Annotated in this window: 11 protein-coding genes; 10 read left to right on the forward strand and 1 reads right to left on the reverse strand. The window is 68.1% G+C overall.

The window, feature by feature from the left end:
- The 8 genes from prpB to BM172_RS08725 all read left to right on the forward strand — a co-directional run bounded on the left by prpB (position 1) and on the right by BM172_RS08725 (position 8,013).
- Positions 1–888, forward strand: a complete 888-nt coding sequence (gene prpB / locus BM172_RS08690) for a methylisocitrate lyase (protein WP_026633064.1) — start codon at positions 1–3, stop codon at positions 886–888.
- A 69-nt stretch (positions 889–957) separates the two neighbouring features.
- Positions 958–2,103: a bifunctional 2-methylcitrate synthase/citrate synthase gene (gene prpC, locus BM172_RS08695; RefSeq protein WP_026633065.1), complete on the forward strand. Its 1,146-nt coding sequence runs from the start codon at positions 958–960 to the stop codon at positions 2,101–2,103.
- A gap of 306 nt (positions 2,104–2,409) precedes the next feature.
- A complete protein-coding gene (locus tag BM172_RS08700; RefSeq protein ID WP_051548262.1) occupies positions 2,410–3,426 on the forward strand; it encodes a hypothetical protein in 1,017 nt (338 codons plus the stop codon).
- Positions 3,427–3,849: 423 nt separating this feature from the next.
- Positions 3,850–4,779, forward strand: coding sequence for a hypothetical protein (locus BM172_RS08705; RefSeq protein WP_026633067.1), 930 nt, complete (start codon positions 3,850–3,852; stop codon positions 4,777–4,779).
- Between the two features lie 57 nt (positions 4,780–4,836).
- A complete protein-coding gene (locus BM172_RS22765) occupies positions 4,837–5,229 on the forward strand; it encodes a hypothetical protein (protein WP_026633068.1) in 393 nt (130 codons plus the stop codon).
- Between the two features lie 4 nt (positions 5,230–5,233).
- Positions 5,234–5,920, forward strand: coding sequence for a C39 family peptidase (locus BM172_RS08715; protein WP_026633069.1), 687 nt, complete (start codon positions 5,234–5,236; stop codon positions 5,918–5,920).
- Between the two features lie 2 nt (positions 5,921–5,922).
- A complete protein-coding gene (locus tag BM172_RS08720; RefSeq protein ID WP_026633070.1) occupies positions 5,923–6,429 on the forward strand; it encodes a hypothetical protein in 507 nt (168 codons plus the stop codon).
- Positions 6,430–6,624: 195 nt separating this feature from the next.
- Positions 6,625–8,013 carry a coiled-coil domain-containing protein gene (locus tag BM172_RS08725; protein WP_231504084.1) on the forward strand — a complete coding sequence of 463 codons (1,389 nt, stop codon included), beginning with the start codon at positions 6,625–6,627 and terminating at the stop codon, positions 8,011–8,013.
- A gap of 108 nt (positions 8,014–8,121) precedes the next feature.
- Here BM172_RS08725 and BM172_RS08730 read toward each other — a convergent pair whose 3' ends face one another.
- Entirely contained in the window at positions 8,122–8,808 is a 687-nt protein-coding gene (locus BM172_RS08730) for a TerC family protein (RefSeq protein WP_026633072.1), read from the reverse strand.
- Positions 8,809–9,149: 341 nt separating this feature from the next.
- Between BM172_RS08730 and acnD the strand changes: the two genes are divergently transcribed.
- A complete protein-coding gene (gene acnD, locus BM172_RS08735) occupies positions 9,150–11,759 on the forward strand; it encodes a Fe/S-dependent 2-methylisocitrate dehydratase AcnD (protein ID WP_026633073.1) in 2,610 nt (869 codons plus the stop codon).
- Positions 11,760–11,761: 2 nt separating this feature from the next.
- Positions 11,762–12,961, forward strand: a complete 1,200-nt coding sequence (gene prpF, locus BM172_RS08740; RefSeq protein ID WP_035322022.1) for a 2-methylaconitate cis-trans isomerase PrpF — start codon at positions 11,762–11,764, stop codon at positions 12,959–12,961.
- Position 12,962: the final 1 nt, after the last annotated feature.

Genomic DNA, 12,962 nt, shown 5'->3' on the forward strand with positions numbered 1-12,962 from the left:
ATGACCCAGATCGCATCCCCCGGCGCACGCTTCCGCGCCGCCCTGGCCCAAGAGCAGCCCCTGCAGGTCATCGGCGCCATCAACGCCAACCATGCCCTGCTGGCCCGGCGCGCCGGCTACCGCGCGATCTATCTTTCCGGCGGCGGCGTCGCGGCCGGTTCGCTGGGCCTGCCGGACCTCGGCATCAATACGCTGGACGACGTGCTCACCGACGTGCGCCGCATCACCGACGTATGCGACCTGCCGCTGATGGTCGACATCGACACCGGCTTCGGCCCGAGCGCGTTCAACATCGCCCGCACGGTGAAGAGCCTGATCAAGTTCGGCGCGGCCGCCTGCCATATCGAGGACCAGGTCGGCGCGAAGCGCTGCGGTCACCGGCCGGGCAAGGAGATCGTGTCGTCCGGCGAGATGGCCGACCGCGTGAAGGCTGCGGCGGATGCCAAGACCGATGCCGATTTCTTCCTGATCGCGCGCACCGACGCTATCCAGACCGAAGGCGTGGACGCGGCGATCGAGCGCGCCATCGCCTGCGTCGAGGCCGGCGCCGACGGCATCTTCGCCGAGGCGGTCTACGACCTGCCGACCTACCGCCGCTTCGCCGATGCGGTGAAGGCGCCGGTGCTGGCCAATATCACCGAGTTCGGCAAGACCCCGCTGTTCAGCGTGGACGAGCTGCGCAGCGCCGGCGTCGGCATCGTGCTGTATCCGCTGTCCGCGTTCCGCGCCATGAACAAGGCCGCCGAGAACGTCTACCAGGCGATCCGCCGCGACGGCCACCAGCGCAACGTGATCGACACCATGCAGACGCGCGAGGAACTGTACGACCGCATCGGCTACCACGACTTCGAGCGCCGCCTGGACGAGCTCTTCGCCAGGAAGGGCTGAGCGCCGCTTTCCCCACGGAGGCGCCGGCCGCCTCCGTCCCTGAGATTCATGCGTGCAGGAGAACCATCGATGAGCGAGCAAGTCCTCCCCAAGGCCAAGAAATCCGTCGCCCTGTCGGGCGTGGCCGCGGGCAACACCGCGCTGTGTACGGTCGGCCGCAGCGGCAACGACCTGCATTACCGCGGCTATGACATCCACGACCTGGCCGCCAAGGGCTGCTTCGAGGAAGTCGCCTACCTGCTGGTGCACGGCGTGCTGCCGAACTGGGCCGAGCTCAACGCCTACCGCGCCAAGCTCAAGCGCCTGCGCGGCCTGCCCGCGCCGGTGAAGAGCGCGCTGGAACTGCTGCCGGCCGCCACCCATCCGATGGACGTGATGCGCACCGGCTGCTCGGTGCTGGGCACGGTGCTGCCGGAGAAAGACGACCACAACCTCACCGGCGCGCGCGACATCGCCGACCGCCTGATGGCCAGCTTCGGCTCGATGCTGCTGTACTGGTATCACTTCAGCCACAACGGCAAGCGCATCGAGACCGAGACCGACGACGAGTCGATCGCCGCGCATTTCCTGCACCTGCTGCACGGCAAGAAGGCCAGCGAGCTGCATGCGCACGCGCTGGACAAGTCGCTGATCCTGTACGCCGAGCACGAGTTCAACGCGTCGACCTTCGCCGCGCGCGTGATCGCCGGCACCGGCTCGGACATGTACTCCGCCATCACCGGCGCGATCGGCGCGCTGCGCGGCCCCAAGCACGGCGGTGCCAACGAAGTGGCGATGGAGATCATCGCGCGCTACCGCAATGCGGCCGAGGCGGAAGCCGACATCCGCGCCCGCGTCGAGCGCAAGGAGATCATCATCGGCTTCGGCCATCCGGTGTACACCGTGTCCGATCCGCGCAACGAGATCATCAAGGAAGTCTCGCGCAAGCTGTGCACCGAGGGCGGCAACCCGACCCTGTTCGAGGTGTCCGAGCGCATCGAGAAGCTGATGTGGGAACTGAAGAAGATGTTCCCCAACCTCGACTGGTTCTCGGCCAGCGCGTACCACATGATGGGCGTGCCCACCGCGATGTTCACGCCGCTGTTCGTGATCGCGCGCACCTCCGGCTGGAGCGCGCACGTGATCGAGCAGCGCCAGGACGGCAAGATCATCCGTCCCAGCGCGAACTACACCGGTCCCGAAGACCAGGCCTACGTGCCGATCGAAAAACGCTGAAGCGCCTTGCGCCGCGCATGAGAAAGGGAGCCTTCGGGCTCCCTTTTTTTGTCTGTCGCGCACGACGCTTCGCAGGTTCTTGCGTTCGCGTCAGCATCGTCTTCGCGCGGTGAAGGCGCCGCTGCGTTCCATTCACGTCCGATGTACGCGCGATTCGCAGCAAGCGTTGCGCATTCGGTGTCAACTTGCCCGGCCATCTGGACGGCCATACGCGCGGCCTGTCTTCGCACACGCAGCCGCGTGCGTCGACGGTGCGCACCATGCCAGGACGGCTTCACTCAAACCGTCATCAGGAGTGTGCGACCCATGAATAGATTCATCGGAAGAACGCGCCGGAGCTGGTTCGGCGCATCGCTGATCGCCGCCTTGTCCCTGCTGGCTTTCGCGGGAGGCGCGCAGGCAGCCGAGCAGGCCGCGCTCAAGCCCGACGCGGCCCTCACCTCGATCGGGACGATGGAGCAGCCACTGCGTCCGCAAGGCGTGCCCAGCAATTTCGTGGTGACCCCCAACGGCTATTTCGATCCTTCCTGCGTGCAGGAAGTGCATGAAGGCGAAGAGCTGCACAAGGACGGCAATATCCGGCGCGTCGACGGCTCGCTGCGCAAGCCCGCGCTGTGCTCGCAGCCGCATTTCGCCCTCAACGGTACGCGCATCGAGCCGAACGGCCTGGTGACGTTCCCGGCCGCGCACAATCCCACTATCAACGGCTGGGTGATCGACACCAACTATTCCAGCAGCGTGGCGATCGGCCGCATCGTCGCCAGCTGGAAAGTGCCGAGCAATCCGACCACCTCCGCCAGCCAGGTGATCTATTTCTTCCCTGGCCTTGAGCAGCTGCCCAACGTGCAGTCCATCCTGCAGCCCGTGCTGGGCTGGAACGGCTACAACGACCACAAGTGGACCATGGCCAGCTGGAACTGCTGCGTGAGCGGCACCACGTACCACAGCTCGCCGATCAACGTGTCGGTGGGCGACAGCATCACCGGAGACACCTATTCCAACTGCTCGCCCGGCGTGACCTGCGCGACCTGGAAGATCGTGTCCAAGGACGTCACCAAGGGCACCAGCACGACCTTGACCACCAACCCCTATGCCACGCTGAACTGGGTCTTCGGCGGCGTGCTGGAGGCCTATGGCGTCAGCAGTTGCAATCACTACCCGAGCAACGGCTCGATCGCCTTCACCAGCATCGCGGTCTATAACCTCAACCAGGTGCAGATCGCCAACCCGCCGTGGACCAAGGACTTCCCGGTCGGCTCGACCAGCCCGCAGTGCAACTACGGCATCACCGCCACGGCTTCGACCACCACCCTGGTGTATTGAGCCCTGCGCATCCCCGGCCTGCGCGGGTATCCGCGCAGGCTTTTCTATCGATAGGCATCGCACGCGCCGTCGGTCGACGGCGCGTGATGCTTTGTTGCCGATACGCAGGTACAGGGCGTAACGCGAGCGTTACAGCGTAGCGAAGCGTGGCGCACGCCATGCTGCGCGGGGCCGCGCTCGCCCTGGCCTTGCGCGGCATCGGCGCGGCCGCGCGCTCGCGGCGTAACGCGATTGATGCAGTCCAGCCCGATCCGCGCTGCCGTTTCCTGCGGGAAATTCCGCCGTTCATCGCGCAAGTGACTGACTGCAAGCGAAGATTTCATGCGGCGAGAAATCATGCGAAGCAGTGGCATGCATGTTGCCAAGCTTGGAAGCCGCGTAGCTCGGCGTACCAGGGGGCCACTGTTCCGCAGGAGAGAGTCCATGCGCAAGACACTCATCGCCACGGCAATACTGCTTGGCATCGGCTTGACGCTACCCGCCATGGCAGACGACGACAACTCGACCAACTCGCACAACAACAGCTCCACCCATACCCGAACCAATTCGAGCCAGGGCAACGACCGCAACAATGTCGGCGATGCCAACGCATCGGCGGTGGGTGCGGCGTCGGCCAACAACGGCGGCACGGCGACCTCCGCGGTCACCAACTCGTTCAACAACAGCAAGGCAGTGGCGGTGAGCCGACTCGACGGCACGGTGACCGACATCCAGGTCAGCGGCATCGGCAATGTCGCGCAGAACTGGGGTAATGCCAATGGCGCCCGCGGCGGCACGGGTGGCGAGGCCTACGGCGGCTACGGCACCGGCGGCAGCGGCGGATCCGGCGGCGGCGGTGGCAATGCGCGTGCGCGCAGTGGCGGCGTGGGCGACAGCTCGGCAAGCAGCGGTGCGGCGGTGGCCGGCGCGGGCGCCTGGGGCGGCGGCAGCGACGGTGACAACTCCGGCGATTCCAGCGCGGACGCGCGCCGCCGCAGCACCGGCGGCACGTCCACCGGCGGCAGCGGCGCCTGGGCCGGCGGCGCGGCGACCGGCGGCACCTCGACCTCGACCAGTGGCGGCGCGTCGGCGACCGGCGGCTCCAGCGGCGCGGCCGATGCGACCGCGGGCGCGGGCGGCATGGGCGGCGAAGGCGGCGTGGGCACCGGCGGCGGTGCGGCCGGCGGCGCCGGTGGCGCGGGCGCGGCAGGCGGAGCGGCGTGGGCCGATGCCGGCGCCTTCGACATGTCCAACCACATGGAAGGCGCAGCCGCAGCGGCGGCAGGCGTGACCGTGATGGCGCAGAACAGCGGCGTGGCCGCACTGACGCAGCAGAGCGTGAACGTGCAGGCCAACCTCAACGTCGGCCATTGACGAGCAGACCCGTGGCGGGGTTCCGGCCCCGCCACGTTTGCGCAAGGGAGAACCGCCATGAGGAAGATCAGGGCTGCGGGCGCGGCGTGCCTGTGTCTGGCTGCCTGCGGATGGGCGCAGGCGCAATCGTCGGCCAGTGATTTATCGGCTTCGCCGGTCGCGGCGTATCGCGCGGAGGCGGCATCGCGTCCGGACGACGTGACCGACTTCGGTCGGCGCGTCGACACCGACGTGCTCGCCGGCCTGAGCGGCGGCACTGACGTCAGCAACAAGATGACGCTCAACGGTACCGTCAGCAACAACCAGGCCGACGATGTCGTCACCGGCTACAACTCGATCAGCGCGGGCTCCTTCCAGGGCGCCTCCGGCGTGCCGATGGTGATCCAGAACACCGGCAACAATGTGCTGATCCAGAACGCCACCATCATCAACGTGCAATTCCGGCAGTAGCGCCGTGAGGCCATGGCTGCCGGTATTGCTGCTGTCCGCGCTGTGCTGGCACGGCGCGGCGCCGGCGTCGTCGATCCCGGTGCCGGGCGCGCAGGGGCAGGGCATCAGCCTGCGCCTGACCAGCCTCAAGGAAGCGCGCTTCCGCAACACCATCCGGCAGAAGTACGACTTCAGCTGCGGCTCGGCGGCGGTGGCGACGCTGCTGACTTACCAGTATGGCTATCCGGTCGACGAGCAGGCGGCGTTCGCGCAGATGTATGCGCACGGCGATCGCGCCAAGATCGGCAAGGAAGGCTTCTCGCTGCTGGACATCAAGCGCTACCTCGCCGCCAACGGCTTCGACGCGGACGGCTTCGAGGTGCCGCTGGAGAAACTCGAGCAGGAACGCCTGCCCGCGATCGTGCTGATCGACGAGCGCGGCTATCACCACTTCGTGGTGGTGAAGGGCTTGCGCGACGACCGCGTACTGATCGGCGACCCCGCGCTGGGCACGCGCTCACTGCCGCGCACACGCTTCGACGCAATGTGGAAGAACCGCCTGGTCTTCGTCATCCACAACCGCCGCACGCTGGCGGTGTTCAACAGCGCCTCCGACTGGCGCGCCGCGCCGATGGCGCCGCTCGGCGCCGGCATCGATCGCCGCGGCCTGGACGGCATCACGATCCCCAAGCGGGGACCGGGGGATATATGAGCATGCGCACGCTTCGCGCCGGCCTCGGGCTGGCGTTGCTGGCTTCGTCGGTCCTGGTGGCGCCGCGGGTGCATGCGGACGAACCGGGCGTAGCGTCATGGGCGCCGGTAAGCGAGGCGCGCCTCGATGCGGCGCGCGGCGGCTTCGATCTCGGCGGCGGCCTGGTGGCGGCGCTCGGACTGGACCGCGTGGTGTATGTCAACGGAGCGCTCGTCGTTTCCACCCACGTCGACATACCGGACGTCGCCCACCTGACGCCGGCGCAAGCCGGCGCGCTGTCCTCGGCGATCAACACCGCGTCGGTGGTGCAGGTCGGCGCGGGCAACAGCGTGGACCCGGCCGCGTTCGGCCGGAACGCCGCCGCCGCGGTGGTGCAGAACACGCTCGACAACCAGCGCATCGCGGCGATCACCACGCTCAATGTTTCGGTGAACACGCTGAGCGCCTTCCGCAGTCTGAATCTCGGACAGAGCCTGCAATCGGCGCTGGCCAATCCGCTCGGGCGCTGAGAGCAAAGCCCCTCTCCCATCGGGAGAGGGGTTGGGGTGAGGGTACGGGCGGAGCGGTGCGCTTGCCTCCGTCCGGACCCTCATCCGGCTGCCGCCACCTTCTCCCGGAGGGAGAAGGGTCTGTTTTTGGAGATTGAGGGGAAAACCAGCGCCATAGCGTCGGCCGATATTTCGATCAGGAGAAGGGGGAGGGCGATGATCACGATCCATGGGGCAAGACACGAACGGACGAAGCGCGGCAGCTGCGGGCGTCGCTGCATCGCGGCGGCCGCTGGCCTTGTACTGCTGGTCGGCACGGGCGCAGCGCAGCAGGCGGCCCCGACGCCACCCGACGACCTGCACCAGCAGGTCAAGACGCAGGGCGAGCGCCTGGACGCGATGCGCAGCCAGATCGCCATGCAGATGGAACAGCTCGAAGCCATGAAGCGCACGCTGGCCGCGCAGGAGGCGCAATATCGGGAGCTGCGGCAGGCAGTGGGCCTGGATGTGCTGGACAAGCAGCGCGCCGGCAATATCCGCGCGGCCGGCAGCTCCGCCACGGCGTTGCCGATGCCGGCCGGCGACACGCTGGCGGCGAGTACGGCCGAAGACACCCAGCCCGTCGGCCAGGCGCCGCCGCGCGACTCGCGGCCGCCCGAGGTGGCGCCGATCTTCGACCAGCCCGGCGTGCTGACGCCGCGCGGCAAGCTCATTGTCGAGCCGTCGTACCAGTTCGGCTATTCGTCGGCGGACCGCGTGGCGCTGGTCGGCTACACCATCATCCCGGCCCTCCTGATCGGCCTGGTCGACGTGCGCCAGGTGAAGACCACCACGCAGACCGGCGCGGTCGCGCTGCGCTACGGCATCACCAATCGATTGGAAGCCGAGGTGCGCATCCCCTACGTGCACGGGCACACCGACACGATCAGTCGCGAGATCTTCACCGGCACCGCCACCGATCGCGTGTTCGGCGCCAGCGGCAGCGGCCTGGGCGATGTCGAGGCGACGCTGCGCTACCAGCTCAATGACGGAGGCGCCGACAAGCCGTACTACATTGCCTGGCTGCGCGCGAAATCGCGCACCGGGCGCGACCCGTTCGAAGTCACCACCGATTGCGTGCAACGCTGCGTGCAGAACGCCACCGGCACCGGCCTGCCGCTGGAACTGCCCACCGGCAGCGGCTTCTACTCGGTGCAGCCGGGCGTGACCTGGCTGTATCCGTCCGATCCGGTGGTGTTCTTCGGCAACGTCAGCTACCTGCACAATTTCGCGCGCAACCACGTCAGCCGCACGCTGCTGCTGGCAGGCAAGGAGCAACTGGGCAAGGTGCAGGTGGGCGATGTGGTCGACTTCAGCGTCGGCATGGGCCTGGCGCTCAACGAGAAGGCCTCCTTCAGCATCGGCTACGACCAGAGCTGGGTGGGCGTGACCAAGCAGAACAACCGCACGGTGGCGGGCTCGGCCAAGACCGTGCTCGGCACCTTGCTGATCGGCGGCTCGTATCGTTTCAACGATAAGCGGACGCTCAACTTCACGCTGGGCGTCGGGGTGACGCGCGATACGCCGGATGCGACGGTGACGGTGCGGGTGCCGATGATGTATTGAGGCCGGCACCACATGCCCGTCATTCCGGCCTGCGCCGGAATGACGGGGAAGGGTGGTGCGATCCAGGGGAGCGAGTCGCTCGCTCCCGCTCTTCGCACGCATTCGTCCTCAGGCGCTTTCGGCCCTCGTGCTCGCGCGCCGCTTCTGCACGTACCACCCGCCGCCGCAGACGGCGGCCACCAGTAGCGCGTCCAGCGCATAGCGGGCCCAGCCGTGCGCGTCGAACCAGGGCGCCAGCAGATGGTCGTGCGCGATCATGCGCGCCGCGGTCCAGGCGATCGCGCCGGCGCCGATGTACACGATGACCGGGAAGCGCTCGATCAGCTTCAGGATCAGGGTGGAACCCCACACCACCAGCGGCACGCTGATCGCCAGGCCGATGATCACCAGCGGCATGTGGCCGCGCGAGGCGCCGGCGATGGCCAGCACGTTGTCCAGGCCCATCAGCGCATCGGCCACCACGATGGTGCGGATCGCCGACCAGAAGCCGGCGGCGGCGCTGACCTTGTGCCCGCCCTCGTCGGAGCGCAGCAGTTTCCAGGCGATCGGCAGCAACAGCACGCCGCCGGCCAGCATCAGGCCGGGCAGCTTGAGCAGGTAGACCACCACCGCGGTGAGCGCCACGCGCACCGCCACCGCGCCGAAGGTGCCCCAGAACACCGCCTTCTTCTGCAGGCTCTTGGGCAGGTTGCGCGCGGCCAGCGCGATGACGATGGCGTTGTCGCCCGCCAGCACGAGGTCGAGCAGGACGATGGCCAGCAGGCCTGAGAAGAATTCGGGGCTGAGGAAATCCATGCGGTGTATGTTCCTGCGCGCGGGACGAATGCAGCAACCACGAGCGCACGCAGCCTCGTGATTACCGCAAAAGTCTCGTTCCCGGCAGAACCGCTGCAGTGACCGGGGCGGTGCTCCGCCCGTGATGACGACCACTGCACGGACGCCGCATGCAGCGACGTCCGGAACTACTCCCCTTTGGGATCAGTGCCGGCCATTGTCGGTGCCGCCGTGCATACCAGTCAAGCCAAGGCCCTTAAGCGGAAGGCTTTCCCTCGCTACAATAGGCCGGTTTTGCAACGCGACCAGCGGCCGCCGGGTGGCGGACGCGGGGCGGGCACTCGCCAGGATTCCCGATACCTATGAACACCGTCTACCGCCAATCCCTCCTCGGCACGTCGCTGGATTATTTCGACGCGCGCGCCGCCGTGGAGGCGATCCAGCCGGGCGCCTACGACACGCTGCCGTACACCTCGCGCGTGCTCGCCGAGAACCTGGTGCGCCGTTGCGATCCGGCGATCCTCGCCGAGTCGCTCAAGCAGATCATCGAGCGCAAGCGCGAACGCGATTTCCCATGGTTCCCGGCGCGCGTGGTGTGCCATGACATCCTCGGGCAGACCGCGCTGGTCGATCTGGCTGGCCTGCGCGACGCCATCGCCGATCGCGGCGGCGACCCGGCCAAGGTCAATCCGGTGGTGCCGGTGCAGCTGATCGTCGACCACTCGCTGGCGGTGGAGTGCGGCGGTTTCGATCCGAACGCCTTTGCCAGGAACCGCGCGATCGAGGATCGCCGCAACGAAGACCGCTTCCACTTCATCGAGTGGACCAGGCAGGCCTTCGAGAATGTCGACGTGATTCCGCCGGGCAACGGCATCATGCACCAGATCAACCTGGAGAAGATGTCGCCGGTGATCCAGGTGCAACACGATGATCAAGGCAAGGGCGTGGCCTATCCGGACACCTGCGTGGGCACCGACAGCCACACCCCGCACGTGGATGCGCTGGGCGTCATCGCCATCGGCGTCGGTGGCCTGGAAGCAGAGAATGTGATGCTCGGCCGCGCCTCGTGGATGCGCCTGCCGGACATCATCGGCGTGGAACTCACCGGCAAGCGCCAGCCGGGGATCACCGCCACCGACATCGTGCTGGCGCTCACCGAATTCCTGCGCCAGGAGAAAGTGGTCGGCGCGTATCTCGAATTCCGCGGCGAAGGCGCGGCCAGCCTCACCCTGGGCGATCGCGCCACCATCTCCAACATGGCGCCCGAGTACGGCGCCACCGCCGCGATGTTCTTCATCGACGACCAGACCCTCGACTACCTGCGCCTGACCGGCCGCAGCGACGAGCAGGTCAGGCTGGTGGAGACCTACGCCAAGGCCGCCGGCCTGTGGGCCGACACGCTGGCCGCCGCGCAGTACGAGCGCACGCTGAGCTTCGACCTGTCCTCGGTGGTGCGCAACATGGCGGGCCCATCCAATCCGCACAAGCGCCTGCCGACTGCCGACCTCGCCGCGCGCGGCATCGCCGGGCAGTGGCAGGAGCAGCCCGGCCAGATGCCCGACGGCGCCGTGATCATCGCCGCCATCACCAGCTGCACCAACACCAGCAATCCGCGCAACGTGATCGCGGCGGCGCTGCTGGCGCGCAATGCCAACGCGCGCGGCCTGGTCCGCAAGCCCTGGGTGAAGAGCTCGCTCGCGCCCGGTTCCAAGGCGGTCGAGCTGTACCTGAAGGAAGCGAACCTGCTGCCCGAGCTGGAGAAGCTCGGCTTCGGCATCGTCGCGTTCGCCTGCACCACCTGCAACGGCATGTCCGGTGCGCTCGATCCGGCGATCCAGCAGGAGATCGTCGAGCGCGACCTGTACGCCACCGCCGTGCTGTCCGGCAACCGCAACTTCGACGGCCGCATTCATCCGTATGCCAAGCAGGCGTTCCTTGCCTCGCCGCCGCTGGTGGTGGCCTACGCCATCGCCGGCACCATCCGCTTCGACATCGAGCAGGACGTGCTTGGCATCGACGCCAACGGCCAGCCGGTGACGCTCAAGGACATCTGGCCCAGCGATGAGGAGATCGACACGATCGTCGCCGCCAGCGTGAAGCCGGAGCAGTTCCGCAAGGTCTACGAGCCGATGTTCGCGCGCACCGGCCGCAGCGGCACCCGCGCCGCGCCGCTGTACGACTGGCGCGCGCAGAGCACTTATATCCGCCGTCCGCCGTACTGGGAAGGTGCGCTCGCCGGCGAGCGCACGCTCAAGGGCATGCGCGCGCTGGCGGTGCTGGGCGACAACATCACCACCGACCACCTGTCCCCGTCCAACGCGATCATGGCCGACAGCGCCGCGGGCGAATACCTCGCGCGGATGGGCCTGCCGGAAGAAGACTTCAACTCGTACGCCACCCACCGCGGCGATCACCTGACCGCGCAGCGCGCCACCTTCGCCAACCCGACCCTGCTCAACGAGATGGCCGTGGTCGACGGCGAAGTGAAGAAGGGCTCGCTTGCGCGCGTGGAGCCGGAAGGGAAGGTCATGCGCATGTGGGAAGCGATCGAGACCTACATGGAACGCAAGCAGCCGCTGATCGTGATCGCCGGCGCCGACTACGGGCAGGGCTCGTCGCGCGACTGGGCGGCGAAGGGCGTGCGCCTGGCGGGCGTGGAGGCGATCGCGGCCGAAGGCTTCGAGCGCATCCATCGCACCAACCTGATCGGCATGGGCGTGCTGCCGCTGGAGTTCCAGCCGGGCACCGACCGCAAGACGCTGGGCATCGACGGCACCGAGACGTTCGACGTCACCGGCGCGCGCACGCCGCGCGCGCAGCTCACCCTGGTCATCCACCGCCGCAACGGCGAGCGCGTCGAGGTGCCGGTGACCTGCCGGCTCGACACCGCGGAGGAAGTGTCGATCTACGAAGCCGGCGGCGTGCTGCAGCGCTTCGCGCAGGACTTCCTCGAAGCTGCGCAGGCGGCTTGACCATGACCAACGCGATCAAGGCTCACGCGCCTCAGTTGCGCATCCCCGCCACCTACCTGCGCGGCGGCACCAGCAAGGGCGTGTTCTTCCGCCTGCAGGACCTGCCCGCAGCGGCGCAGGTGCCGGGCGCCGCGCGCGATGCGCTGCTGCAGCGGGTGATTGGCAGCCCCGATCCCTACGGCAAGCAGATCGACGGCATGGGCGGCGCCACTTCCAGCACCAGCAAGACGGTGATCGTGTCGCGCAGCAGCCGTGCGGACCACGACGTGGATTACCTGTTCGGCCAAGTGGCGATCGACAAGGCCTTCGTCGACTGGAGCGGCAACTGCGGCAATCTGTCGGCGGCGGTCGGTCCGTTCGCCATCGCCAACGGCCTGGTCGATCCCGCGCGCGTGCCGCGCGACGGCATTGCCATCGTGCGCATCTGGCAGGCCAATATCGGCAAGACCATCATCGCCCGCGTGCCGATCACCGACGGTGCGGTACAGGAGACCGGCGATTTCGAGCTAGACGGCGTGACCTTTCCCGCGGCCGAAGTGCAGCTGGAATTCGTGGATCCGGCCGCCGAGGAAGACGGTGCGGGCGGGGCGATGTTCCCGACCGGGCACGTGGTCGACGACCTGGAGGTGCCGGGCGTCGGCACGCTCAAGGCGACCATGATCAATGCCGGCATCCCGACGATCTTCGTCGAGGCCGCCGCGATCGGCTATACCGGCACCGAGCTGCAGGACGCCATCAACAGCGATGCCAAGGCGCTGGCGATGTTCGAGACGATCCGCGCGCACGGCGCATTGCGCATGGGGCTGATCGCTACGCTCGAAGAGATCGCCACGCGGCAGCACACGCCCAAGGTGGCGTTCGTCGCGGGCCCGGCCGATTACCTCGCTTCGAGCGGCAAGCGCGTGGCGGCGGGCGACGTCGACCTGCTGGTGCGCGCCATGTCGATGGGCAAGCTGCACCACGCCATGATGGGTACGGCGGCGGTGGCCATCGGCACCGCCGCGGCCATTCCGGGCACGCTGGTCAACGTGGCGGCCGGTGGCGGCGAGCGGCACGCGGTGCGCTTCGGCCATCCGTCGGGGACCTTGCGGGTTGGCGCGGAAGCCGCGCAGGTCGACGGTGCCTGGACCGTCACCAAGGCGGTGATGAGCCGCAGCGCGCGCGTGCTGATGGAGGGCTGGGTGCGGGTGCCGGCGGGCTGAG

This window comes from Dyella marensis, from assembly GCF_900112865.1.
In the GTDB taxonomy this organism is placed as follows: Bacteria; Pseudomonadota; Gammaproteobacteria; order Xanthomonadales; family Rhodanobacteraceae; genus Dyella_D; species Dyella_D marensis_A.